Here is a 26,031-nt window from a genome sequence, read left to right as displayed (position 1 = left end):
TCCCGCTTTGCGGGGGACCGGCGAGCGGTCGCTGTGCGACCCGAGCCGAGGGGGTGGCTTGGGTTGGCGGGGCCCCCCTCGACTCGGCCTGTGGCGCACTCCACGCTGTCTCCCGCTTTGCGGGGGACCGGCGAGCGGTCGCTGTGCGACCCGAGCCGAGGGGGTGGCTTGGGGATGGGGCCCCCTCGACTCGGCCTGTGGCGCTCGTCGATCCCCCGGCTGGCGCCGGGGGATTGCGTGTTGGGGGCAACCTATCCACGGAATCCCGGCGACCCTCGCCCCGCGTGACGTTCCCGGAACCACTCTGCGCCCTATAGGCTCGTGATGTCCGCGAATCCGGGAGTGTGAACGATGACCCGCAAGTTCTTGGCCGTGCCTGTCGCGCTTGCCCTGTCGGCGACGATGTTGTTCGCGCCGACGGCCGGGGCGGCGGCGGCGAGCTGCAACGGCGAGGCGGCCACGATCACGGGGACGGCAGGGGACGACATTCTCGTGGGGACCCCGGGTGACGACGTGATCGTCGGGCGCGCTGGTCGGGACCGCATCGACGGGCGCGGCGGGGACGACATCATTTGCGGAGGGGCCGACCACGACCGGATCGACGGCGGCGGCGGACGTGACTGGATCTCCGGGGGCGACGGCAAGGACTACCTGCTCGGCGGGAAGAAGCGGGACGAGCTGCGCGGGGGCTCCGGGCGCGACGCGCTCGCCGGGGGAGGCGCCGCAGACACGCTGCGCGGAGGTGCACAGCGCGACGTCATCGGCGGCGGCGGCGGCGCAGACGAGATGTTCGGAGGGAGCGGCCCCGACATGTTCCTGGGGGGCGGTGCCGTGGACTCGGCCAACGGAGGCGACGGCGTCGACTGGTGTGGCGCCGAGACGATCGTGGCGTGCGAGATGCTCCCCCACGCCCGTGAGCTCCACCCCGACGGGCTCGGAGCGCAGACCTTCGGCTCGAACACCGAGGCGGTGCTGCTCGAGTTCGCCGCGGCGCTCGGCGACCCGGCCGACATGGGCGATCCCGACGACGATTCCGGATGGATCGACAGCTTCTCGCCGTTCGGCACGTGCCCGGGTACACAGGTGCGCGTCGTTCGGTGGGGGAACGTCCAGATCTTCAACACGCGGGACAACATCGCCGAGGACGGCGAGTTCTTCACCGTCGAGGTATCCGACCCGGCCGGGAACCGCGCCGACAAGCGGATCCACACCGACGAAGGCCTCCAATGGAACGACACGAGAGCGCAGCTCCAGGTGATCTACGGCAGCAGGGTGACGATCGAGGTCGCCGACCCCTTCGGGTTCTGGCTGTTCTTCGTGGACGGGAACCCGAGCGGGATCCGCGGGACGTTGGAGAGCAACGGGCGCTACTACCACGACGTCTTCCTGCTCGGGGGAGGAATCGGCTGCGGCGAGTGAACGGTTCGGCGGACCCGGCGCTTGCACCTCCGAGGACGCCCGTCTGAGTCGTTGCGCCGAGTCGTCAGACGACGATGTTGACGAGCCTCGGGGCGCGCACGATCACGGTACGAACCTCGCCGCCCGCCAGCCACGCCTGGATGTTGCCGGTCGCCAGGGCCCTTTGCCTCGCCTCGTCCTCCGAGATGTCGGCTGAGACCTCGATCCGGTCGCGGACCTTCCCGTTCACCTGAACGACCATCGTGACGGTCTCGTCCCGTGCGAGGTCCTCGTCGGCGACGGGCCATGCCTCCAGATGGATGGAGCCGGGGTTGCCTCGCAGATGCCACAGCTCCTCGGTGACGTGTGGGGCTATTGGTGCCAGCAGCTTCAGCAGCGTGTCGACCGCCTCGCTCCAGACCTCAGGCGACGCCGTTGCGACGACATTGAGGTGCTGGGTGAGGTCGTTCCTGAGCGACATGAGCGCCGCGACCGCCGTGTTCCACTTGAAGTCCGTCAGGTCGGCCTCGACCTTGAGGATCGTCTGGTGCAGTGACCGAAGGAGCGCAACGTCGCCGCTGGAGGCGATCGACTGGTACTCGGCCGTCCCGATCTTCCAGACGTCCTCGATGAACCGACGAGCTCCGACGATCCCGCGACCGTCCCACCGACCACCCTTCTGCCACTCGAACGCGAACATGAGGAACGTCCGCATGGTGTCCGCCCCGTACAAGGCGACGAGATCGTCGGGTGAGACGACGTTGCCGCGCGACTTGGACATGCGTTGCACGTCGAGGTGGTGCTTGAGTTGGGTGACGTCGTTGTCCCCGGGGATGGTCGCGATGTCGACGACGGCGGACGCAGGCACCTCGACGGTGACGAGATCGCCGTCGACCTCCACCTGCAGAACGTTCTCGGTGCGCCGCTTCAGCTCCCCGGTGATGAGCCCGGCCTGCGCCGCTCCGTCGACCCGAACGGACGTGGCGACGATGCGTCCGTCGAGCCACTCACCGTTGACGACGACGACATCGCCGGTGCGCTCCTCGCCGAGGATCTGTCCTTGGTTGCGCAGGATCATGAACGGCTCGTCGAACAGACCGGCCGGGTCCCTGTCGTGCTCTTTCATGACGGCGACGGTGTCGTCGAACACGCCCATGTCCCGCATCGCCTTCACGAAGAAGCGGGCGTACAGGAGGTGCATCACTGCATGCTCAGCTCCGCCGGTGTACGTGTCGACGGGCAGCCAATAGGCCGCCTCCTCCGGGTCGAACGGTGCAGCTTGGAAGTGCGGCGAGAGGTAGCGGAACCAGTACCACGACGAGCACATGAACGTGTCCATCGTGTCGGTTTCCCTCCTGGCGGGCTGGCCTTCGGAGTCCGTGGTCTCGACGAAGGGCGGGTACTCGGCGAGCGGGCTACGCCCCTGGAACTCGACGTCTTCCGGCAGAACGACTGGTAGGTCGTCGTCGTGCACCGCCTCGATCCCACCGTCCTCGCGGTGGATGATCGGGATGGGCGAGCCCCAGTACCGCTGCCTGGAGATGAGCCAGTCGCGGAGCCGGTAGTTGATCGCCTCCTCGCCGACCGCTTCCTCCTCGAGCCAGTCGATGGCGGCCGCGATCGAAGGGTTGGCCCTGCCCTTGGCGTCGGTCGTCTCGGCTCCGTCGATCGGTCCGCTGTCGACCATCACGCCGGGACCCACGTACGCCTCGGCCATGTCGTCGGCAACGAGCGGGGCCGCGCCCGCAGGCTGGATGACGGGGACGATGTCGAGCCCGAACTGCCTGGCGAACTCGAAGTCGCGCTGGTCGTGAGCGGGGACTGCCATGATCGCCCCGGTTCCGTACGAGAGCAGCACGTAGTCGGCGATCCACACCGGGAGGCGCGCTCCGTTCACGGGGTTGATGGCGTGTCCGCCGGTGAAGACACCGCCTTTCTCGCGCTCGGCTTCCATGCGCTCCAGCTCGGTGCGCCTCGCCGTCTGTTCCCGATAGGCGTCGATCTCCGGGCGCATCTCGTCCGTCGTGAGCGAGTCGACGAGCGGGTGCTCGGGGGCGAGAACCATGAACGTCGCACCCCACAAGGTGTCGGGGCGGGTGGTGAAGACCTCGATCGGGTCGGCCTCTGTCTGGAAGGTGACCCTGGCGCCCTCGGAGCGACCGATCCAATTGGTCTGCATCGTCTTGATCGGCTCTGGCCAGTCGATGCCCTCGAAGCCGAGCAGCTCCTCGGCGTACCTCGTGATCGCGAAGAACCACTGCTCCATGATCCGCTGCACGACGGGCTGGCCGGTGCGCTCGTCCCTGCCGTCTATGACCTGCTCGTTCGCCAGCACCGTTTGTAGCGTCGGCGACCAGTTGACGACCGCCTCACCGCGATACGCGATGTCGTGCTCGAACATCTGCTTGAAGAACCACTCGCTCCACGTGTAGTAGTCGGGCTCGCAGCTGACCGCCTCGCGGGCCCAGTCGAACATGGCTCCCATCGACCGCAGTTGGCCCCGCATGTGTCTGATGTTCTCGTGGGTCCATTTGGCGGGATGGACGTTGCGCTGCACGGCGGCGTTCTCCGCCGGCAACCCGAAGGCGTCGAAGCCGATCGGGAACAGGACGTTGTGCCCCTTCATGCGCATGAACCTGGCGCGGGCGTCGGACGGCGTCATGGCGTACCAGTGCCCCATGTGGAGGTCGCCTGAGGGATACGGGAGCATCGTGAGCGCGTAGTGCTTCGGTTTGTCCCAATCGACGACCGAGCGGTAGAGGCCGTCTGCCTCCCAGCTCTCCTGCCAGCGCTTTTCGACGTCGGCGTGGTCGTATTGCCTCGACATTCCGGCTCCTCGTGGAGTGACAGCATGGTAGAGGGCGGACGGGGCGGTACGGTCGCCCATCGGTAGGCTCGCCCGATGGCGAACGCCGTCACGGCACTCGACTTTCTCCTGGCCGGCGGCATCGACGTGCAAGCCGTGCACGACCGGCTTCCTCATGTCGACCCCTCCACCGTCGAGGTCCGCATCGCCGGCCCGACCTTCCGTCGCTTGTGGGCAGAGGGTATCGCCGCGGTGACGACGCCGTGGGCGGTGTACGTGCAACCGTCCGTGATGGAACGCCAGCTCGCAGGCGGAGACACGACGGACATCGCCGTGCTGATGGTGCACGAGCTCGTGCACGTCGAGCAGCTGGCTCGACTCGGCATCCCGCGCCAGGTCGTGCTTTACGCGGCCGACTACGTGCGGGGCCGGGCGCGCAGGCTGGGGCATTGGGATGCGTACCGCGCCGTGCGCTTCGAGATCGAGGCGCGCCGGATCGCCAGCGAGTTCATGCCAGGATCTCCGCTGTGAGCTTCACGGATGAGCCGGTCGCCGAGAGCGGCCGGCCGGCAGGCGGCTACCTGCCGGGGACGCCCTGGACGTACGCCGACCCGATGTGGGTGTTCCTCGGCGGGCTGGCGGCCTCGTTCATGGCCGCGATACCTCTCGCGCTCCGGTACGGCGACTCCGGCGTGCCCGACTCGGCGATCATCGGGATCCTCGCTCCTGCGCAGTTCGGCGGCATGGCTTTCGTGATCTTCGTGCTGTGGAGGTCGCGCGACCCCCGCCCGCTCGGCGAGGCCCTCGGCCTGAGGATCCGGATGGCCGACTCATGGGCGCTCGTCGTCGGCGTCGCCCTCCAGATCGGAGCCGGTGTGCTGCTGCTGGCCCTCCGCGAGCTCCTCCCGATCTCAGATCCTCCCGATCAAGGGATCACGGAGTCGCTCGAGGTGATCGAGGGGGCGGGTGTCAAGCTCGTTGCCCTGTTCGTCGTCGTTGCCTTGGCGCCCACCGTCGAGGAGATCATGTTCCGCGGGATGTTGCTCTCCCGTCTCCTCCGCTCATTCGGCCGCCACACCGCGGTCGTGTTCTCCGCAGCGGCATTCGCCGTCTCCCACGTGATCGGCGATCCCAACTCGTGGTTCGCATCGATCGCGCTCCTGCCGGTCGGGATGGGGCTCGGCTACCTGGCCCTCTCCTGCAGGAGCCTGAGCAGGGCGATATGGGCTCACGCAGGGGTGAACCTCCTCGCCGCCATCGGATTGCTGTTCCTAGAAGACCTGCAGCGGATCCAGAACGAGCTGGAGCAATCCGTCGAGTCCGTCCTGCGGCTGCTCTTCTAGGTCGCCCCAACACGCCGGCTACCCCCCGGATCGGCGGAGCTCCGTCGGCTTCCCTCTTCAATCTGTCCGACTCCGGTGATATCTGTGATGCCGCGGAGTCTGCGGTGGGCCGGCCGAGGAGGTCCCCATCGAGCCACCCCGCAACATCGGTGGTGCAGCCTGGCTCGTCGTCGTTGCGCTCGCCGCCGGCGCATGGTTCGGCTGGCGGTCGATCCCTCCCGTCCCCGGCGTGGTCGCCCCCGGCATCGAGCTGACCTCCGAGCCGGGCAGCGGCCAGGTGACGGTGCACGTGTCGGGAGCCGTGGTCGCACCGGGCCTCGTCGAGATCGCCGAGGGCGGCCGGATCGCCGACGCGATCGCCGCAGCAGGCGGCGTGCTGCCGGGCGCCGACCTCGAAGGACTCAACCTGGCCGCGACGGTTCGAGAGGGCGAGCAGGTCGTGATCCCGTCGGCGGATGGGGGAGGTCCCCTCGGCCCCGCTGCCGTGACCGATACGGGCGTGCGGGTCAACACGGCATCCGAGAGCGAGCTGCAGCAGCTGACGGGCGTGGGTCCCGTCCTGGCGGCTCGCATTGTCGAGCATCGGGAGGCGAACGGCCCATTCGAGAGCCCCGAGGATCTGCTCGACGTGCCCGGTATCGGCGAGGCGACCCTGGCTGAGATGCGCGACGACCTCGTCGTGCCGTGAGTGGTGCCGCCGGGCTCGGCTGGCCCAAGGGGCGGGGGAGGCGGGTGTGCGCCTGCGCGGTGGCCGTCTGGGCGGGGGTGCTCGTCGGGGGTGCGCTCGGAGTCGCACCCGCCGTCTTGGCGGCCGTGCTCCTTGCCGGTGTCGGCGGCCTGGCCGGGCGGTTGCCGGTTGTCCTGTGCGTGGTGTGCGGCATGGCGTCCGGGGCACTCGGCGCCGCCCGGGTCTCGGCGACGCTGGCTGCCGACGTCCCGGTGGGGAGGGTGGAGGTCGGTGGACGGGTGGCGACCGAGCCGTACCGGGGTCCCTTCGGAACCTCGTTCGCCATCCGACCGGCATGGCTCGTCGTCGCGGGAGAGCCCGTGCCTTGGGACGGCCCCCGCATGACGGTCGATGTCGAGGACCCACCCGACGGCCTCGACGTGGGGGCTGCCGTCCTCGTCACCGGGAGGGCCACAGCCCGACCGTCGGCCACCAGGGCCGGGCCGGTCGCCGGATCGATCGACGCCGCCGCAGTCGCAGTGCTCGGTCCCGCCGGTGATCCCATCCTGCGGGCCGGATCGGCACTCCGCAACCGCGTGACGACTGCGGCCGCCCGCGAGACGGGCGCCGGCTCGGCGCTGCTCGCAGGCTTTCTCGTCGGCGACACCAGCCGATTGACTCCGGCCGACGTCGATGCTCTCCGACGCTCCGGACTGGCCCACTTCGTCGCAGTGTCCGGTGGCAACGTCGCCCTGGTGCTCGGCGCCTGGTGGCTCGTGATGGCTCCGCTCGGCGTGTCGGCAAGGGTCAGATCGGTTCTCGGCCTCGGCGCCCTCGGCGTGTTCGTCGCCGCCACCCGCTGGGAACCTTCGGTCCTGCGCGCCGCCGCCATGGCCGCCCTCGTCCTCGGCGGGAGGGTGGCCGGCGTCCCGGTCGATCCGTGGGTGGCGCTCGGTTCTGCCGTCAGCATCCTCCTCGCCGTCGCACCCGAGCTGGCGATGAGCGTTGGCTTCCAGCTGTCCGCCTTCGCCACCGCCGGTTTGCTCCTCGGCGCCCCCGTCTTCGGCGCCAAGCGGCCCCGCCTGCTCTGGACGGCCCTGGGGGCGACACTGTCGGCTCAGTGCGCCGTCCTCCCTCTGCTGCTGATGCGCTTCGGGACGGTGCCGCTGCTCGCTCCGGCCGCCAACCTGGTCGCAGCTCCACTCGTCGCCGCGGCGACATCGATCGGCGGAATCGGGACCCTGTCGGGCGTCTCGTCACTCACGGCTGCCGGGGCCGCGCTTGCCGGCGTCGTGCTCCGGCTGGCACACCAGGCGGCCGGGTGGCCGCAACTCGGGCCGGTGGCGGCTGTTGCCGTCGTTACCGGTGCAGGGGCGGCGCTCCGCCTGCCGAGGGCCCGGCCGCTCGTCGCGGCGCTCGCCGTGGTGGCGCTGGGCGCCTCACTCCTCCCCGTTGCCGGAGTCAGCGTTGCTACCGCCACGGTGCTCGACGTCGGCCAAGGCGACGCCATCCTGCTCCAGGTGCCGGGCGGGGCCGTGGCGCTCGTCGACGGCGGCCGCGACCCGCTCGTCTTGGCGAGCGGGCTCCGGCGTCACGGTGTCGACCACATCGATCTCCTGGTCGCCACCCACGGTGACGGTGATCATGTCGGCGGCCTCGTCGGTATCTTCGACGTCGTCGACGTCGGAGCGCTCTGGCTGCCCCGAGAGCAGGTGCTCGACGCCGTGCTGGACGGGATCGTCGCCGAGGCAATCGCCCGCCGGATCGCCGTCGCATCCCCGCCACCTGGTACGCGGGTGGCTCTCGGCGAGCTCGAGATCGAGGTCATCGGACCACAGCGGCGCTTCGCCGCCCAGAACGACGGGTCGGTCGTGCTCTGGTTGGAGGCAGGCGGGAGGACGATGCTCCTCGGAGGGGACATCGAGGCGATCGCCCAAGGCGAGCTGCCACCGTTGCGACCAGACGTGCTGCTGGTGCCGCATCACGGCTCGAAGACCACCGACCTCGAATGGCTGGCCGACACCGTCGGCGACGTGGCGATCATCAGCGTCGGTGAGAACTCGTACGGCCACCCGTCGCCGGCAGTGCTCGAGACGCTCGCCGGTCGAGGCGTCGAGGTTCACCTCACACGGGACGAGGGAGACATCGGAGTCCCGTTTCGGTGACACCGGGTCCTCGAGCTCCTGTCGGGCTCGCTGCCTATCGTCCGGACCGTGAAGTCGATCGTCGTCATCAGCGGCCCTGCGGACGGTGGGCCGGGAGAGCGCGAGCTGATGTTGGAGCGCGCCGCTGCCGCCTTCGTGCAGCTCGGTGCCGATGAGGTCACTCGCGTCGACGTGCCGGGCAGGGGGGCGGGGGAGGAGTCGAGCGACGCCGGCGTTCGGGGCCCGGTCCAAGTGGCCATTCCGGCGCTGCAGAGCGGGTCGCTCTTCGGGGGTGTGACCGGGCTGCTCGTGGTGGACGCCCAGTCCCTACTCAAGGCCGAAGCGACGATCCTGTCCGAGGTGCTGGCATCTGCGGATCAATCGGCCGTCGCCGTCGTGTTCGTCGCATCCGGTGCGATTCCGGCTCCTCTCTCCAAGACGCTCACGGCGATCGGCGAGAAGATCGAGGTCAAGCGGATCAATGAGCGCGGCGCAGCGGAGTGGTTGGCCGGCGCCGTGCGTGATCGGGGCATACGAATCGATCCGCCGGCCGCCGAGGCGCTCATTCAACGGTTCGGCACCGACGTCGCCTCGATCGGCCAAGCGCTCGATCAACTGGCGTCCTCGGGAGCGCCGATCACGGCCGAGGAGGTCTATGCCCGGTTCAAGAACCGGCCGGACGAGCCGACCTGGATGTACATGGACGCCGTGTCGTCAGGCGACCGTGCCGAGGCGCTCCGCCGCCTCGAGGACTTCCTGCTGCACGGCCACCCGCTCGTGCTGCTCGCCACCATCCAGACCGACCTGCGTCGGCGGTCCCTCAGCACGGCGGCCAAGACGTACGACGAGTTCGCCGAGATGGAAGGGGGGCGCAGGGGCTTCCCACTCGAGAAGGTCTGGAAGCAGCGCAATCGCGTGAACGACTCGGACCTGCGCCTTGCTCTGGGCGCCCTGGCTCGGGCGGATCTCCAACTGAAGACGGCGCCCGAAGCGACCCATCGGGTGACCATGGAGCGGCTGACCGTGGCGTTGTGCCGCTGGTACGGCGGGAGGAGATGACCGGGGCGCTCAGGGAGCCGGGCGTCAACCGCCGTAGACCCTGACGTCCTTCACGAGGTAGCTGAACGTGCCGCCCGGAGCTTGGTACGTCACCTTGTCGCCGGGAGCGGCGCCGAGGAGGGCGGCGCCGAGCGGGCTGTCGGGAGAGGCGAGCAGCATCCCGGCGATCTTGTTCTCGGCTGGTGCGACGAAGAACTCCACCTCGTCGCCATCTTCGTCGACGACGGTTGCGATCGTCCCGACCTCGACGGCGCCGCTGTCGGAGGCGGCGCGCACCTCGCTGTTCTCGAGGATGTGCGTGATCTGGCGGATCCTCGCCTCCAGGAGGCCCTGCTCGTTCTTGGCGGCGTCGTACTCGGCGTTCTCCCGCAGGTCACCGTGGGAGCGAGCCTCGGCGATGCGCGCCTCGACCTCTGCTCGGCCACTTGTGGTGAGCTGCTCGAGCTCCTCGCTCAGCTTGGCGTGCGCGGCAGGTGTGAGCCACGTCTTGTCATCGGTCATGTGGGGGCTCCGGGGCGGTCAGCCGGCGATCTGGCGCACGCGCTTGGCGAGTCGCGCCTTGCGTCTGGCTGCGGTGTTCTTGTGGATCACGCCCTTGCTGGCAGCCATGTCGATGCGCTTCTGGGCGATCTGCAATGCCTCGTTTGCTGCGTCGGCATCGCCTGCGTCGGCCGCCGTGAGCACGTTGCGCGACCTCGTCTTCAGCTCTGAGCGGATCGCCTTGCTGCGCTCGTGGTTCGCCTCGTTCTGGCGATTGCGCTTGATCTGGGACTTGATGTTGGCCATACGAAATACGCCCTCAGGTCGGTGGGGAAGCCGCTACGTTAGCAGCGCTCCAGGCAACGGTACAATGCCGTTTCCGCCCTCTCCGGAACGAAATGACCGCCGCGGCGCGCATTCGCAACTTCTGCATAATCGCTCACATCGACCACGGGAAGTCGACTCTCGCCGATCGTCTCCTCGAGCGCACCGGGGCGGTCACAGCCCGCGAGATGCGCGACCAACTGCTCGACACGATGGACATCGAGCGGGAGCGCGGCATCACGATCAAGGCGAACGCCGTGCGGCTGCAGTACCGCGCCCGGGACGGGCATGAGTACACGCTCAACCTGATCGACACGCCCGGCCACGTCGACTTCTCGTACGAGGTGTCGCGCAGCCTGGCGGCGTGCGAGGGGGCCCTGCTCGTCGTCGACGCGTCGCAGGGCGTCGAGGCGCAGACGCTCGCCAACGCCTACCTGGCGATCGAGGCCGGGCTCGACGTGGTCCCGGTGGTCAACAAGATCGACCTGCCGGCGGCCGACCCGGACAGGGTGGCCGGCGAGCTCGTCGGCATCCTCGGCGGGTCGAAGGAGGACGTGCTCCTCGTTTCCGCCAAGTCCGGTGAAGGCGTCGACGAGCTCCTTGAGACGATCGTCGCCCGGCTGCCGCCTCCTGGGGGAGAGGACGAGGCGCCGCTGCGTGCGCTCGTCTTCGACTCGTTCTACGACACGTATCGCGGGGTCGTCTGCCACGTGAGGGTGGTCGACGGCGCCCTGGTGGCCGGGTCGGCGGTTCGCTTCATGGCCACGGGCGAGCGAGAGATGGCGGACGAGGTCGGCGTTCGCACACCGGCCGCCAGACCCGTTCCCCGGCTCACCCGAGGCGAGGTCGGGTTCCTGGTGACGGGCATCAAGGAGATCGACCTGGCCCGCGTGGGAGATACTGTCACGGCGACGGATCGTCCGGCGTCCGAGGCTCTGCCCGGATACCGCGAGCCGAAGCCGATGGTGTACGCCGGCGTGTTTCCGACGGACGGTGACGACTTCGAGCGGCTGCGAGAGGCGCTCGAGAAGCTCCGCCTCAACGACTCGTCACTCGTCTATCAGCCGGAGTCGTCCCGGGCGCTCGGGTTCGGTTTCCGCGTCGGGTTCCTCGGGTTGTTGCACATGGAGATCGTTCGCGAGCGGCTCGAGCGAGAGTACGACCTCGACCTCGTGTCGACGGCGCCTTCCGTCGCCTATCGCGCCACGACGGTCGACCGAAGACAAGTCGAGGTGCGCTCCCCGCAGGACCTCCCCGAGGCAGGCTCGCTGGCGTCGATCGCAGAGCCGGTCGTCAAGGTCATGATCCTGACTCCTTCCGAGTACGTCGGGACGGTGATGGAGCTCGTCCAGCAGCGGCGCGGGCAGATGGGCGAGATGACATACCTGTCCCCGGAGCGCGTCGAGCTCCACTACCGGTTGCCGCTCGGTGAGATCGTCTTCGACTTCTTCGACCAGCTCAAATCGAGGACGAGGGGTTACGCCTCACTCGACTACGAGGCGGACGGTTACCAGGAAGCCGACCTCGTGAGGGTCGAGATCCTGCTCAACGCAGTCCCGGTCGACGCCTTCTCGACGATCGTTCACCGTGACAAGGCCTATCAGTACGGCAGGGCGATGGTCGCCCGCCTCAAGGAGCTCATCCCGCGCCAGCTGTTCGACGTTCCGGTGCAGGCGGCGCTCGGGAGCCGGGTGATAGCCAGGGAGACGATCAAGGCCAAGCGCAAGGACGTTCTCGCCAAGTGCTACGGAGGCGACATCACTCGCAAGCGCAAGCTCCTCGAACGCCAGAAGGAGGGCAAGCGCCGCATGAAGATGGTCGGGCAGGTCGAGGTGCCGCAGGAGGCGTTCATCTCGGCACTGCGGATCGATGAGTAGCGCGGCGCTCTCCACCGTCGCACCTGACTCGCCGGAGCTGGCGGACACCGCCGCCGCGTGGCGGTCTGCGTATGTCCACATCCCCTTCTGCCGCAGGCGGTGCCCGTACTGCGACTTCGCCGTCGTCACACCGGAGGAGGGGGGGACGGCGCCGACCGTCGATCGCTACGTCGCGGCGGTCGCCGCCGAGATCGCTGGCGCCGAGCCGTGGCGTCCGCTGGACGCCGTCAACTTCGGCGGTGGCACGCCGTCGTCGACGGCACCAGGCGACATCACCCGGCTCATCCGAGCGCTCCGTGACCGATTCGGCCTCGCCGGCGCCGCCGAGGTGAGCCTGGAGGCGAATCCCGAGGACTGGTCGGACGAGATCGGCGCCGCCTACCTGGACGGCGGCGTCACCAGGGTGACGTTGGGCGTGCAGTCTCTCGACGATGGCGTCCTGGGCTCGCTTGGAAGGGTGCACGTGGGCGAACAGGCGGTGTCGGCAGTGGCGTCCGCCCGGCGCAGCGGAGTGCCATCCGTAGGGATCGACCTCATGTACGGCGCCCCTGGAGAGTCGCTCGACTCCTGGCGGGCGACGGTGACCAAGGCTCTGGCGCTCGGCGTCGACCACGTCTCGGCGTACGCGCTGACAGTCGAGCCCGGCACGGCCCTGGCCTCGGCCGTCACGGCTGGTGCTCCTGGCCCCGATCCGGACGATCAAGCCGACAAGTACGAGCTGTTCGATGCGCTCGCTGCCGGCGCCGGCCTGATTCGTTACGAGGTCTCCAACTGGGCTCGTCCGGGACACGTCTGTCGCTACAACCTGTCGACGTGGGCCCAGGGCGAGTACGCCGCATTCGGGTTGGGAGCCCACGGCCACCGGGGTGGGAGGCGAACCCGCAATGCTCGAGTCCTCGACGTGTACCTCGACCGCGTGGAGAGCGCGAGCTCTCCACAGGTTGCGGTCGAGGAGGTCGCCGGCTGGTCACGCGAGCAGGAGCGGCTCATGGTCGGGCTGCGCCGCGCCGCCGGCGTCGTCGCCGGGTGGGGTGGCGAGATCCTCGCCGGCTCCGAGGAAGGCAAGCGCCTCATCGCCGCCGGAGTCCTCGAGCTTCGAGCAGGAAGGCTCGTCGTCAGCCGTCCCCTACTCACCGACGAAGTGGTTCGGGCGGTATTGGCGCTGAAGGAGCCTCAGGGCGGCGGGCGGGCCTGGTTATCACTCTCACCTCGCGACTGCTAAATTCTCCACATGCTCGATGACCGCAGGTCGCACATCCTGCAGGTACTCGTCGAGGAGTACATCCGCACCGGCGAGCCGGTCAGCTCGCAGACGATCCTCGATCGCAGCGGCCTCCCCGTCTCGAGTGCCACCGTCCGCAACGATCTGGCGCGGCTCGAGTCGTATGGGTTCGTGGTCCAGCCGCACACGTCGGCGGGCAGGGTGCCGACTCAGGCGGGCTACCGGTTCTACGTCGACCACTGCTCGCCTGCCCAGCTCCGGTCGGCCACGAGAGCCCGCATCGAGGGGTTCTTCGCCGACATGCACAGCGAGCTGAGCAAGCTGCTCAAGGAGACGACCGGCCTGCTGTCAGACCTGGCACACTACCCGGCCATCGTGATGGGCCCCGGCTTCGGCTCGGAGACGATCCTCGGTATCCACCTCGTCCCGGTTGCCCCCAACGTCGTCCTGACGGTGACCGTCGCGCAATCAGGGCGCGTCAACCAGGAGGTCGTCCGACTGCAGCGGTCGCCGACCGCCGCCGACCTGATGGACGCCGAAGACGTCCTCGAGCGCATGTTCGTCGGCAGGACGATCAAGGCCGGTCAGGACGAACTGGCGGCGACCGGACAGAGTGACGTGCCGGACCGTGTCGCCGGGCTCGTGACAACGGTTGCCGGCTCGCTTGCCGGGGCCGAGATGTCGACGAGCGATCTGTATGTGGGTGGGACGAGCCAGCTGGCATCCCTCTGGGAGGACCTCGCCAACGTGCAATCGATCCTCAGCCTCCTCGAGCGCGAGGGTGAGATGCGCCAGATCCTCGGAGACGCGCCGGAGGGCACATCCGTCCGGTTCGGCAGCGAGTTCAACGTCGAAGAGCTCGACATCGCGGTTGTCGCCGCCAGTTACGGCGCCGGCGAGAGCGGGGTCGGCAGGGTCGGCGTCCTCGGGCCCACCCGCATGGACTACCGCAGGACGATTCGGATCGTCGAGCAGGTCGGAGAGGGTCTCGAGGATCGTCTCGGGCACTGAGGATGAAGGACTATTACGACATCCTCGGGGTGGGCCGCGATGCATCGCCCGAAGAGCTGAAGAAGGCATTCAGGAAGCTCGCCAGGGAGAGCCATCCCGACGCCAATCCAGGCGACCCGACCGCCGAGGCCCGCTTCAGGGAGATCGCCGAGGCATACGAGGTCCTCTCCGACCCGCAACGCCGCGCCGCATTCGACCGGGGCGACCAACTGAACATCGGCGACCTGTTCACCAACTTCGCGGGTCTCGACGAGATACTCCAACAGTTCTTCGGCGGAGCGGGATTCGGAGGGGCGGGGCGGGCGAGCGCGGCTCGGGGACGCGACGTCGCGGTGGTCATCGAGTTGTCGCTCGAGCGCGCCGCAGCAGGCGCGAGTCGCGAGGTCACGTACGTCGCTCCTCAGAGGTGCGAGGTCTGCTCGGGCAGCGGCGCCGAGCCGGGGCACGACCCCATCCGTTGCACGACGTGCGGCGGGCACGGCCAGGTTCAGGTCAACCGGCAGACGTTTCTGGGCTCGATGACGACCGTGACGACGTGCGCCACCTGTCGGGGCCGCGGCTCGATCATCGAGGATCCATGCCGACGGTGTCGCGGGTCGGGGATCGTCGACGACGAGGTGACGGTCACCGTCGAGATCCCGGCCGGCGTCGATGACGGGACGCGCCTCCGGTTGGCGGGCCGGGGCGGCGCCGGGCAGAACGGGTCGCTCCCGGGCGACCTGTACGTGCAGCTCCGGGTGGCTCCCGATCCCCGCTTCGAGCGCCTGGGCGACGACCTGCGGCACACGGTTCGAGTCGGCATCGCAGAGGCCTCTCTCGGGGCGGTGGTGGCCGTTCCACAAATCGACCAGGAACCCATCGAGATCGACATCCCGCCGGGCACGCAGCCGGGCACGGTGTTCAGGATGGCGCGGCGCGGCATGCCGGCGCTACGCCGGCGAGGGCGCGGCGACCTCATCGTCGTCGTCGACGTGGTGGTTCCCTCCGAGCTGAGCGAGGAGCAGGAGACCGCTCTGCGTGCGCTCGCCGAGGCCTTGGGAGAGACGCCGGTCGCTCGAGGCAGGCGGCGTCGCCGCTCTCGTTGATGGCCCACGTTCCCCACCTCCTGCTTCCGCGACCCTGGGCGGCCGAGTTGCTCGAAGTCGCGGCCGCCACTCGAAGTCACCTGGAAACGGTCCTGCGGCGCGCCGACAGCGCCGTCACGTACACCGACGGGAACGGCACGTTCGGGTCGGGCTGCTATCACGCCGGGATCGTCGAGCGCGGCGAGGAAACGGACGTGGCGGCGTCGTCGCCTGCCGTGACGCTCGTCGTAGCCGCCCCCCACTCGTCCGACCGCCAGCGATTCGTGGTCGAGAAGGCCGCCGAGCTCGGGGTCACGGAACTGGCGTGGACGACGAGCAAGCACTCACAGGCGCGCCTACCGCAGCACCGCAAGTCCGAGGCATGGGCCGTTTCCGCTCTCGAGCAGTCGCGAGGCAGCCATCTCATGGTCGTTCGTGAAGGCGCCGGCCTGGATCGTCTCGGACTCGGCGGGCTCGTGCTCCTGTGCGATCGCGATGGCGGGCCCATGCCGGCGCCCGGCGAGCGCGTGACGATCGTCGTCGGACCGGAGGGCGGATTGGCCGACGACGAGGCTGCCCCAGACTGGATTCGGGTCAGCCTCGGCCCGACCATTCTCCGTACCGAGACGGCTGCGATCGTCGCCGCAGCGATGGCCCTCGCAGTCGGGCGGGCAGCGTCGAGGGACTAGTCATCTTCGGCGTTGTGGAAATCCCTGTGCCGCGTGGGCAAAATCCGACGAGGGAGTAGTCATCGCGACTATCATCACGCCTACCGAGCGCGTTCTTAGTGACCGCGCTCAGTGCTGGGCCTTAGGAGGGTGTGTGCCGAGCTACAACGAGCAGGTGGGCAAGCGGCTCCGCTCGATCCGGAAGCAGCGTGGTCTGTCCCTGCAAGACGTGCAACGGCTGTCGGAGCAAGAGTTCAAGGCCGCCGTCCTCGGGGCCTACGAACGCGGCGAGCGCAGCCTTTCGCTGCCCCGCCTCCAGCGACTCGCCGAGTTCTACTCGGTGCCGATCGGTCAACTGCTCCCACAGGACGATTCGGAGCAGCAGGCTTCATCGCTGCCTACGGGTGGCCTGACGATCGACCTGAACCGGGTGGAGAACCTCTCGGGTCCCGACGCCATTGTCGTGGAGAGGTTCCTGCGAGGCATCCAGATGCTGCGCCAGGATTTCAACGGCAAGGTGCTGACCATCCGCAGCAACGACTTGAGGACGCTGGCAATGCTCCTCGATCAGAGCGAGCAGGGCTTCAGTCAGCGTCTCACGCAGCTCGGAGTGACCGCCGAGGGTGATTGATCCGGCGCCGGGCGGCGGTGTTCCCCGGGCGCCGGGCGTGAACGCGGGGTCGCGCCGACACCGAAGCTCTTGGTGTGTCCAAGTCGGTCTGCCGACGGTATCATTCGTCGCTCCTGATGCGTTCGTAGCGCATTCCCCCTTTCCCGAGAGCATGTGGCTGGCGTGACGTCTGCTCCAACCGAGATACGACTGCGAGTGCCGAGCAACCACCTCATGGTTGATCTCCTCGGCGAGAGAGACGCGTTCATGCGCCAGGTCGAGCGCGCCTTCCCGCATGCCCGGATCGTCGCCCGGGGCAACGAGGTCGACATCGCCGGGCCGGGAGACGATGCCGACATGGTTCGCACCGTGTTCGACGAGCTGCTCATCCTGATCCAGGAGGGCGAGCGCCTGGACACCGATCGGGTCGAGCGGGTCATCCAACTCGTCAAGAAGGACGTTCCGTCTCCTTCCGGGATCTTCACCGACTCCATCAAGGTGGGGCGCGGCAAGGTGGTTCGTGCCAAGACACTCGGCCAGAAGCAGTACGTGGATGCCGTCAGGGAGAACACCATGATCTTCGGCGTCGGCCCCGCCGGCACCGGCAAGACGTACCTGGCGATGGCGTGCGCCGTCGAGGCCCTGCTGAGCGGGTCCGTGCGGCGGATCGTGCTCACCCGGCCCGCCGTCGAGGCGGGTGAGCGTCTCGGTTTCTTGCCGGGCGACCTGGCTGCCAAGGTCGATCCCTACCTCCGCCCGTTGTACGACGCCCTGTACGAGATGCTCGGCCCGGAGGAGACGGCTCGGCTCATGGAGCGCGGCACCATCGAGATCGCCCCGCTCGCCTACATGCGGGGCAGGACGCTCAACGACGCCTTCATCGTGCTCGACGAGGCTCAGAACACGTCGCCTGAGCAGATGAAGATGTTCCTCACCAGGCTCGGGTTCAATTCGAAGATGGTGGTGACGGGGGACGTCACGCAGGTCGATCTGTCGGACGGCAGGCAGTCCGGGCTGCGGGTCGTGCGCCGCGTCCTGAACGACGTCCCGGGCGTGGCATTCCGGGAGCTCACGGGTGACGACGTGGTTCGCCACCGCATCGTTGCAGCCATCGTCGAGGCATACAGCCGATTTGAGGCGGAAACCGCGGCGAAGGGTTCGACGCCGTGACCTCCGAGCGCACGAGCAAGCGCAACGTCGTGCTCAACATCGGCGTGATCATCGTGACCGTCCTGTTCGTGGCGCTGTCGCTGACGATCGGCAGGCCGGAGCCGTCTCCTGCGATCAGCCTCGTGCTCGGCGAGCCGTCGCCCGTCGACTTCCTCGCACCTTCGACGATCCAGGTCGTCGACGAGGGTGCGACCGAGCAACAGCGCGAGTTGGCGCGGCTCAACGAGCCCTCGGTGTTCCGCGTGGACCCCTCCGTTCAACAGACCGTGGAGGCCTCGCTGGCGCGCTACTTCGCCGCCCTCAGGTCGGCCCCACTCGGAGGCGACGCCGAGGTGTCCTTGACGACGACCACGACGACGACCACGACGACGACCACGACCACGACCACGACCGCCCCTCCTGAGGAGGAGCAGGACACCACGACGACCACGACCGAGGCGACGACCACGACCGAGCCGCCGACGACGACGTCGACGACCACCCTGCCTCCTGAGGACCAGGTCGACCTCGTTGAGAGCCAGCACCCGTCACGCAACGAGGGTGCAACCCGTGTGCTTCTCGGTCAGCTGAACGCCGACCTGGCCGCGCTCGAGGAGGGAGAGGACGCCATCTACCCGCTCGTCGAGCAGCAGATCGTCAACACGGTGGACACGCAGCTTCGCGAGGCGTTCTCGGCCAACGAGCTCGAGGGGCGGCGCAACCAGCTGACGGCAAGCCCCCCGCCGTTCTTCCCAGGACCGGGCTACGAGGGCTTCGAGTACCTGGGCGTGCAGTTCACCTTGTCCGACGTCGAGCAGGCCATCGCCGACGTCGCCGCCGACTCGCTCCTCCCGAACAGGGTTCTGGACGAGCAGGCAACGGACGAGACCAAGCAGGCGGCCGCCGACGCGGTGTTGGACGTGCAGGTCACGTTCTTCGACGGCACCCCGATCGTCAGGGCCGGCGAGCAGCTCACGGCCGTGCAGATCGAAGCGATCGAGTTGCTCGGCCTCGTCGATCCCGGCGAGGGCACGTCGTCATCTGCCGCTTCTGCGCTCGGCGCCATTGCGGTGCTGCTGGCGGCCTTCTTCCTGTGGCGCATCGCTCCGGGCTTGTGGTCACAGCCGAAGCACTTCGCGCTACTCGGCGTGCTGCTGATCCTGGCCGCCATCGCAAGTCGAATCCCGGACCTGATCGTCGGCGAGTCGAATCCGGAGTTGGCGTTCGTGCTCCCCGCGGTGATGTTCGGCTACATCGCCGCCATCCTCTACGACCCGAGGACCGCGGTCCTGATGGCGGTGCCCGTCGCCACGTTCACCGCCATCTCGACGACAGACATCGGCCTGACGGTCTACGCCGCAGCTGCCACCGTCGCCCCCGTCGCCTTCGTCTCTGCGGTGTCGAGCCGCCGTGAGCTGAGGCTGGCAGTCACCTTGTCGGCACTCGTGCTCGCCCCGCTCGCCGGGGCCGTTGCCTGGATGTACCTGGGGTGGGAGTCGGTCGTCACCGCTGCCATGTTCGCCGTGATCGGCGGCATCATCGCCGGCCTGGCCGCGCAGGGATTGCTCTCGTTCCTCGAGAACCTGTTCCAGATGACGACGACGATCACGCTCCTCGACCTGACCGACAGGAACCATCCCGCCCTGCGGCTGCTCGAGGAGCACGCCCCCGGGACGTTCAACCACTCCATCCTCGTGGGGACGCTTGCCGGCAAGGCGGCCAGGGCGATCGGGGCGAACGCCTTGCTGGCGCAGGCCTCGGCCTACTACCACGACCTCGGCAAGACCGAGCAGCCTCAGTATTTCATCGAGAACCAGTTCGGCGTGTCCAATCCGCATGACGAGCTGGCGCCTGAGGAGTCTGCGACCATCATCCGCGACCACGTGACGAACGGCCTCAAGCTCGCCCGCCAGTACCGCATCCCGGACGAGGTCGCAGACGGCATCCGGATGCACCACGGGACCGGGCTGATGCGCTACTTCTATCACCAGGCATTGGACGCCGATCCCAGCGTCGACCCGGGGCTCTTCCGCCACGCGGGAGACAAGCCGCGGCGCAAGGAGATGGCGATCCTCATGATCTCCGATGCAGTCGAGGGCGCCGCCCGGGCACTCGCCCAGCAGGAGGACCCGACCGCCGACAGCCTCAGGAAGCTCGTCGACTCCGTCGTCGGCGAGAAGCTCGAGGACGGCCAGCTCGACCAGTCGGACCTCACGTTCGGAGACCTGACTCGCGTCAAGCACGCCATCGTCCAGGCGCTCATCGGCTACTACCACACCCGCATCCCGTACCCCGGCTTCCCGGGGCCGCGGGCGGAGGATCGATGAGCGTCCAGTTCGCGGACGAGCAAGACGACCCTCTCGAACCCGGACAACTCGTGGAGCTGGCTGAGCGTGTCCTGGCGGCGGAGCTGTGCCCCGAAGGCACGGAGGTCTCGCTCACGATGGTCGACGAGCAGGCGATGTCGGAACACAATGAGCGGCACCTCGGGAAGCTGGGAGCCACGGATGTTCTCTCGTTCCCGATCGAGGACCTCTCGCCGGGGGTGCCGCCGCAGCGGGTGCCTGGGGGGCCGCCTCCGGTGCTCGGTGACGTGCTCGTCTGCCCGGCAGTCGTTCGTGCCAACGCCGCGGCAGGCGCGGTACGCTTCGAGGACGAGATGGCGCTGATGGTGGTCCACGGGCTCCTCCACTTACTGGGCTACGACCACGTCGATGACGCCGAGGCGGAGTTGATGGAGGGTCGGGAGCGAGAGCTGCTCGCCTCGGCCGGCCGGGTGAAGCCCTCATGACGACCCTCGCTCTGGCCTTCGCGGTGATCCTCGTCGGTCTCACCTCCGTCATCCGGGCGGCGGGCGCATCGCTCGTCCGCACGCCACGGGCCGACGCGCTCCACGACGCCGCCGAAGGCGACGAGCGGGCGGCGCTCGTCGCCGAGCTGCTCGACGACCGTCCCCGCATCCAGCCGGCGCTCGCCGCCTATCACACGGGACTGCTCGTGGCGGCGGCAATGCCCGCCTCGTGGGCGCTCGCTCGCCTGCTCGACGGGTGGCCGCTGCTCGTCGCCCTCGTGATCGTCGGGATCCTCTTCGTTTTCATCGGCGACCTCATCCCGCGGATCGTCGGGAGATCGCGCCCCCGCGTCCTCGCCTATCGGTTCGCAGGGCTGCTGCACCACGCGGTGACGTTCGGCGAGGCGGCGGCGGACTTCATCTCCGACCTCGACGAGGACGAGCACGAAGAGGTGGAGGACGTCGACACCGAAGACGACGAGCGGGAGCGCGAGCTGATCACCTCCGTCCTCGAGTTCACGGACACGCTCGTTCGCGAGGTCATGGTCCCGAGAACCGACATGATCACCATCCGAGCAGACGACTCGACGGACGAGGCGCTCGACCTGGTGATCGCCGAGGGCCGCTCCAGGGTGCCCGTCGTCGGCGAGGGCATCGACGACGTGGTCGGCGTGCTCTACGCACGCGACTTGCTCGAGCTCCTGGACAGGGGAGAGGGTCCGATATCGGCGAGGGACGTGATGCGCCCCGCCTACCTCGTGCCGGAGTCGAAGCGGGTCGCCGAGCTGCTCAGGGAGATGCAGGGAAATCGGGTGCACATGGCCATCGTCGTCGACGAGTTCGGCGGGACCTCCGGCCTCGTCACGATCGAGGACCTCCTCGAGGAGCTGGTCGGCGAGATCGTCGACGAGTACGACTCGGAGGAGCCCATGGTCACCGAGCTCGGCTCAGGCGAGTTCCTCGTCGACGCTCGCCTCGGCGTCGACCAGCTCGCTGCCATCATCGGCTCGGACCTCCCGGCCGACGAGTGGGACACCGTCGGCGGACTGGTGCTGAGCCTTGCGGGTCGGGTGCCGCGTGAAGGCGAGGCCTTCGAGCTCGACCACCACGTCTTCGTGGCCGATCGGGTCCAAGGGCGCCGGGTCGCCAGGGTGCGGCTCACGCCGCGTCGATGACCCGGTCCGGGTTCGTGGCTGTGGTCGGTCGGCCCAACGTCGGCAAGTCGACCCTCGTCAACAGCCTCGTCGGGACGAAGGTCGCCATCACGTCTAGCCGCCCGCAGACCACCCGCAACACCGTGCGCGGCGTGCTCACCCGCGGCGACGCCCAGCTCGTGTTCGTCGACACCCCCGGTTTACACAAGCCGCGTACCGCGCTCGGAGAGCGTCTCAATCGCCTGGTCCACGGCACCCTGGCGGAAACGGACGGCGCCTTGTTCGTGCTCGACGCATCGCAGCGCATCGGCCCGGGCGATCGCCTCGTCGCCGAGCGGCTCGCCGCCTCGTCCGCTCCGGTCGTCGTTGCGGTCAACAAGGTCGACAAGGCGACGAGAGAGCAAGTGGTCGAACAGCTCGCCGAGGCGGCCGAGTGGGACTTCGCCGGGTACGTGCCCGTGTCGGCACTGCACGGCGAGGGGTTGGAACCGATCCTCTCCGAGTTCCTCGATCTCGTGCCCGAGGGGCCCTTCTTCTTCCCGCCGGACGTGACGAGCGACCAAGCGGACGAGCAACTCGCCGCCGAGCTCATTCGTGAGAAGTTCCTGGAGCGGCTGCGCGACGAGCTGCCGCACTCTCTCGCCGTGGTCGTCGACGAGATCGAGACGCGCCAGTCCGGCCTCGTCTACGTCGGGGCGTCGATCTTCGTCGAGAAGACGTCACACAAGGGGATGGTCATCGGTAAGGGTGGAGCGCTTCTCCGTGCGGTCGGCACCGAGGCGAGAGAGGAGTTGGAGCGACTCTTCGGTGCCCAGGTGTTCGTGGAACTGCGCGTCAAGGTCGAGGCCGACTGGCAGCGACGCGACCACGCACTCGACCGGCTCGGGTACTGAATCCGGGCCGAGGTCGTCGGCAGGGGGGCTCCCGGCGAGCCCTCTGGGTCCGTCGGCTCATATCGGCCTTTTCTCAGCCGTTTCGTGTAAGAACTAGTCCATTCGGGTGTCTCATACTCGAAGGTCTTGCAACGGCGGGCCGCTCGGGAGTAGGAAGGCCGTGATCGTGCCGAACAGCCTGGTGGGGGCGGCATGATCGATCGAGGGACCGTTCCATCGGGAGCGGTCCCTCTTGGTCTCTCCGCTCCCCTGCCACGCTGACGCAAAGTACGGCTACCGTTGGTCACCACGGGGGGCTCGGAGAAGGCATGACAACTGCGCTACCGACCGAGGACGCCGACCTCGTCGTGCTCGCCCGCCGGGGCGGTGTCGATGCGTTCGCGATCCTCTACGAGCGCTACTTCGCGGAGATCTTCGACTTCCTCACGAGGCTGCTCCGCGATCGCGACGAAGCCGCCGACGTCGCCCAGGACACCTTCGTGAAGGCGTTCGAGCGCCTCGGCCACCTCAAGAACCCCGCTTCTTTCAAGAGCTGGCTCTTCACCATCGCTCACCGCAACGCCCTCAATCGCATCAAGCGCTCCAAGAGGGCGGTGGCCGTCGGCGGGTTCACGGATGTCGAGGTCGAGGAACGGATATCGCTCGCCATTATCACCGTCGACCTCACCGACGATCCGGTGCACCAGGTCGAGGTTCGTGAGGCGGCCGAGATCGTCTGGGAGGCGGCGGCCGGGCTCGACGAGCGCACGTACACGGTGATGGACCTCCACGTCAGGCACGGTCTCGACAGCGCCGAGATAGCCGAGGTGCTCGGTGTCTCCAAGGGCAACGCCTACACGATGGTGAGCCGCATGAAGAAGTCGGTGTCGGACACCATGGCGACGTACCTGCTCGTGCGGAAGGGTCGTCGCGACTGCGAGGGGCTGGCCGCCATCGTGAACGCCCACGGGGGACCGGAGCTGACTCCAGAGTTGCGCAGGTCCGTCGACAAGCACGCCAGGGAGTGCGGCGTCTGCCACGAGAACCGCAGGACGCTGTTCGTGCCCCTGAAGCTGTTCGCTGCATTGGCGGCGGTGCCCGTTCCCATCGGGCTTCAGGAATCGATCTGGGGCTCCGCCGCGGCCACTGCGGCAGCGGGCGCCGCAGCAAGCGCCGCCGCCACGATCGGCACCAATGGAGCGTCGGGTGCAGGGGGGGCCACGGCAGCCGGCGCCGGGGCGACAGGCGCGGCGGCGGGTACCGCGACGACCGCGGCGACGGCCGGGACCGCGACGACCGCCGCGGCGGCGGCCGTCGCCACGACCGCGGTGGTCGGCGCCGGGGCGCAGAGCATCGCCGGGATCGCTGCCGGGGTGCTGCTCCTCGTGGCCGCCGCAGCAGGCGGCATCGCCGTGATCACGTCGGACGACGTTCCGGCCGGTCCGGCCGCCATCGATCGCGTCGCCGACCCGAGCTCCGACACGACCGTTCTCGCAGGCGGCACCGGACCGGTCGTGGGAGACGACGGGGAGACGACCGACACCACCGTCGGCTCAGGCGACCCTGCCGTCGATCCGCCCGCCACCGACGAGCCCCGGTCGCCGCTGCCACCGCTCGTCACCCGCGACGACGTGGTGGTCGTTGCCGAGGACACCACGGCCGTCATCGATGTCCTGGCCAACGATGGCGGCGCCGGTGTGCCGGGCATCTCGATGGCGATCGGGGACGCTCCTCGCAGTGGGACCGCCACCGCCGGCGAGTCCGCCATCACATACCGTCCGGCACCCGACTTCAACGGACAGGACACTCTCACCTACACCGTGACGCGCCCGGAGGGTGACACGGCATCGGCAACCGTGCGGATCTCCGTCACACCGGTGAACGACGCACCGCGACTGGTCGACGCACCATCGTTCTCGGTTGCCGAGGACTCGGTCCTCCGCATCGATCCGCTCGCCGGGATCGTCGATCCCGAGGGCGATCCCATAGAGATCACCGGGTTCGACCGCTTCACCGCCCAGGGAGGAGTGGTCGCCTCAGGCGTGACGGCATACGTGCCCGCCGACGATTTCTTCGGCAGCGACTCGTTCACGTACCAGGTCTCGGATGGCGAGGCGACCCTGACCGTGCCGGTGAGCGTGACGGTCGAGGGGCGCAACGACGCGCCGCGCCACGGGGCACTCGAAGTGTCCGGCCGCGAGGACGTCGACATCTCGTTCGACGCGCTCTCCGGCTGGTACGACATCGAGGGCGATCCCGTGAGCATGGCCACGTCGGGTGAGCTCATCACTGAACAGGGTGGAACCGCGACTATCTCGGCGGCGGGATCTGTCATCTATCGGCCGCCGCCGAATCACAACGGCGCCGACTCCTTCGTGTACGACGTCACGGACGGCGTTGCCATCGCCTCGGGGACGATGGCGATCGATCTCGCTCCGGTGAACGACGCGCCCACCGCGAGCGACTTGCGGGTCTCCGTCGACGAGGGGCTCGGGAGCGGGTCCACCGTCGGGTCCCTGTCGGCGAGCGACATCGACGGCGACGAGCTCACCTTCGTGGTGACCGACGGTGACACGGACTGGTTGGCCGTCGATGACGATGGCGTCGTCACTGCCTCGAGAACCCTCAACCACGAGGAGTCGGCGGCGCTCGAGCTGCGCGGAAACGTCGTCGACCCCAGTGGGGCGCATGCCGGATTCGTCGTGGCGGTGGCGGTCGGTGACGTGCCGGAGCCGCCCCTCCTCGACGACCACGCCTTCTCGATCGAGGCGGGGGCCGCTCCCAACACGGTGGTCGGAACGGTGGTCGCCCGCGACGAGGACGAGGGGGATTCGGTTTCCTATGCGATCCTCGACGATCCCAACGAGGTCTTGAAGATCGACGCGGCGTCCGGGCAGGTCACGCTGGCGAGGCGAGGCCTCGGGCGGTTCTTCCCGCTCACGGTGCGGATCAGAGCCGCGGACACGACCGGCAACTCGACAATCGCTCAACTCACCGTGACTGCCCGCGACGTCGAGGGGCCCCGGCTCAGCAGACCTCTCGTCGACAACTACGTCGTGTACGAGGCGCTCGGCCCTGGTCAGGCGTGCCCGCTGGGCCCGAACAGGGCCCGCATCGGCGTGAGGGTCAGCGACCCGTCGGGGATCGACTCCGTCGTGCTCGACTGGTCGGCGGTCTTCAATGGCAGCCGGGTGACGGGCGTCACCGCCATGGCGTTCGACGATCCGTATGCCACCGGCTCGTTCACCTTCGAGGCGGGCCTGGTTCCCGAGGGGGAACGGACGACGCTCGAAGCGACCATCGTGGCGACGGATGGAGCCGGCAACCGGAGTCGTTCCGGGACCATCGTGATCACGGTGAGGTCGTGCGACGTCGGCGGCTAGGCAGGGCCG

General features: G+C 68.6%; 21 protein-coding genes. 18 read left to right on the top strand and 3 right to left on the bottom strand.

Translation table 11 applies throughout. The annotated features are described in order from the left end of the window. Window positions 1–351 precede the first annotated feature (351 nt). Window positions 352–1,419 (top strand): calcium-binding protein, encoded by a 1,068-nt coding sequence (locus VGC47_07435; protein HEX9855129.1) that lies wholly within the window; start codon window positions 352–354, stop codon window positions 1,417–1,419. A 64-nt stretch (window positions 1,420–1,483) separates the two neighbouring features. On the opposite strand, the gene leuS is transcribed toward VGC47_07435, so the two are convergent. Next, window positions 1,484–4,225, bottom strand: a complete 2,742-nt coding sequence (gene leuS / locus VGC47_07430) for a leucine--tRNA ligase (GenBank protein HEX9855128.1) — start codon at window positions 4,223–4,225, stop codon at window positions 1,484–1,486. 75 nt (window positions 4,226–4,300) lie between these two features. Here leuS and VGC47_07425 point away from each other — a divergent pair, with 75 nt between their 5' ends. From VGC47_07425 to VGC47_07405, 5 genes are all read left to right on the top strand, one after another. Then, window positions 4,301–4,735, top strand: a complete 435-nt coding sequence (locus VGC47_07425) for a hypothetical protein (GenBank protein HEX9855127.1) — start codon at window positions 4,301–4,303, stop codon at window positions 4,733–4,735. Next, window positions 4,732–5,547: a CPBP family intramembrane glutamic endopeptidase gene (locus VGC47_07420; GenBank protein HEX9855126.1), complete on the top strand. Its 816-nt coding sequence runs from the start codon at window positions 4,732–4,734 to the stop codon at window positions 5,545–5,547. Before VGC47_07425 ends, VGC47_07420 begins: the two co-directional genes overlap by 4 nt. A gap of 229 nt (window positions 5,548–5,776) precedes the next feature. After that, window positions 5,777–6,235, top strand: a complete 459-nt coding sequence (locus tag VGC47_07415) for a helix-hairpin-helix domain-containing protein (protein HEX9855125.1) — start codon at window positions 5,777–5,779, stop codon at window positions 6,233–6,235. Beyond that, complete coding sequence (locus tag VGC47_07410; protein ID HEX9855124.1) at window positions 6,232–8,379, top strand: ComEC/Rec2 family competence protein; 2,148 nt, start codon at window positions 6,232–6,234, stop codon at window positions 8,377–8,379. Before VGC47_07415 ends, VGC47_07410 begins: the two co-directional genes overlap by 4 nt. A 48-nt stretch (window positions 8,380–8,427) precedes the next feature. Next, window positions 8,428–9,417 carry a hypothetical protein gene (locus VGC47_07405; GenBank protein HEX9855123.1) on the top strand — a complete coding sequence of 330 codons (990 nt, stop codon included), beginning with the start codon at window positions 8,428–8,430 and terminating at the stop codon, window positions 9,415–9,417. Between the two features lie 24 nt (window positions 9,418–9,441). On the opposite strand, the gene greA is transcribed toward VGC47_07405, so the two are convergent. Further along, window positions 9,442–9,918, bottom strand: a complete 477-nt coding sequence (gene greA / locus VGC47_07400; protein ID HEX9855122.1) for a transcription elongation factor GreA — start codon at window positions 9,916–9,918, stop codon at window positions 9,442–9,444. 18 nt (window positions 9,919–9,936) lie between these two features. Continuing rightward, window positions 9,937–10,203 (bottom strand): 30S ribosomal protein S20, encoded by a 267-nt coding sequence (gene rpsT / locus VGC47_07395; GenBank protein HEX9855121.1) that lies wholly within the window; start codon window positions 10,201–10,203, stop codon window positions 9,937–9,939. Window positions 10,204–10,295: 92 nt separating this feature from the next. Here rpsT and lepA point away from each other — a divergent pair, with 92 nt between their 5' ends. From lepA to VGC47_07335, 12 genes are all read left to right on the top strand, one after another. Then, window positions 10,296–12,098 (top strand): translation elongation factor 4, encoded by a 1,803-nt coding sequence (gene lepA, locus VGC47_07390; GenBank protein ID HEX9855120.1) that lies wholly within the window; start codon window positions 10,296–10,298, stop codon window positions 12,096–12,098. Then, complete coding sequence (gene hemW, locus VGC47_07385) at window positions 12,091–13,320, top strand: radical SAM family heme chaperone HemW (GenBank protein HEX9855119.1); 1,230 nt, start codon at window positions 12,091–12,093, stop codon at window positions 13,318–13,320. Before lepA ends, hemW begins: the two co-directional genes overlap by 8 nt. A gap of 9 nt (window positions 13,321–13,329) precedes the next feature. Further along, complete coding sequence (gene hrcA, locus VGC47_07380) at window positions 13,330–14,331, top strand: heat-inducible transcriptional repressor HrcA (GenBank protein ID HEX9855118.1); 1,002 nt, start codon at window positions 13,330–13,332, stop codon at window positions 14,329–14,331. Window positions 14,332–14,333: 2 nt separating this feature from the next. Beyond that, complete coding sequence (locus VGC47_07375) at window positions 14,334–15,416, top strand: J domain-containing protein (GenBank protein HEX9855117.1); 1,083 nt, start codon at window positions 14,334–14,336, stop codon at window positions 15,414–15,416. Next, window positions 15,416–16,084 (top strand): 16S rRNA (uracil(1498)-N(3))-methyltransferase, encoded by a 669-nt coding sequence (locus VGC47_07370; protein HEX9855116.1) that lies wholly within the window; start codon window positions 15,416–15,418, stop codon window positions 16,082–16,084. The genes VGC47_07375 and VGC47_07370 overlap by 1 nt, the downstream gene beginning before the upstream one ends. A 133-nt stretch (window positions 16,085–16,217) precedes the next feature. Further along, window positions 16,218–16,694, top strand: a complete 477-nt coding sequence (locus tag VGC47_07365; GenBank protein ID HEX9855115.1) for a transcriptional regulator — start codon at window positions 16,218–16,220, stop codon at window positions 16,692–16,694. Between the two features lie 213 nt (window positions 16,695–16,907). Next, a complete protein-coding gene (locus VGC47_07360; GenBank protein ID HEX9855114.1) occupies window positions 16,908–17,843 on the top strand; it encodes a PhoH family protein in 936 nt (311 codons plus the stop codon). Continuing rightward, on the top strand, window positions 17,840–20,149 hold the full coding sequence (locus VGC47_07355) for an HDIG domain-containing protein (GenBank protein HEX9855113.1): 2,310 nt from the start codon (window positions 17,840–17,842) through the stop codon (window positions 20,147–20,149). The genes VGC47_07360 and VGC47_07355 overlap by 4 nt, the downstream gene beginning before the upstream one ends. Continuing rightward, window positions 20,146–20,613, top strand: a complete 468-nt coding sequence (gene ybeY / locus VGC47_07350; GenBank protein HEX9855112.1) for an rRNA maturation RNase YbeY — start codon at window positions 20,146–20,148, stop codon at window positions 20,611–20,613. Before VGC47_07355 ends, ybeY begins: the two co-directional genes overlap by 4 nt. Further along, window positions 20,610–21,788 (top strand): hemolysin family protein, encoded by a 1,179-nt coding sequence (locus tag VGC47_07345; GenBank protein ID HEX9855111.1) that lies wholly within the window; start codon window positions 20,610–20,612, stop codon window positions 21,786–21,788. Before ybeY ends, VGC47_07345 begins: the two co-directional genes overlap by 4 nt. Continuing rightward, a complete protein-coding gene (gene era / locus VGC47_07340; protein ID HEX9855110.1) occupies window positions 21,785–22,660 on the top strand; it encodes a GTPase Era in 876 nt (291 codons plus the stop codon). Before VGC47_07345 ends, era begins: the two co-directional genes overlap by 4 nt. Window positions 22,661–22,968: 308 nt before the next feature. Next, window positions 22,969–26,022 (top strand): sigma-70 family RNA polymerase sigma factor, encoded by a 3,054-nt coding sequence (locus tag VGC47_07335; GenBank protein HEX9855109.1) that lies wholly within the window; start codon window positions 22,969–22,971, stop codon window positions 26,020–26,022. The last annotated feature ends 9 nt before the right edge of the window (window positions 26,023–26,031 follow it).

Source organism: Acidimicrobiia bacterium (genome assembly GCA_036396535.1).
Classification (GTDB): Bacteria; Actinomycetota; Acidimicrobiia; order Spongiisociales; family UBA5794; genus DASWKR01.
This window is presented reverse-complemented; position numbering and strand designations above follow the sequence as displayed.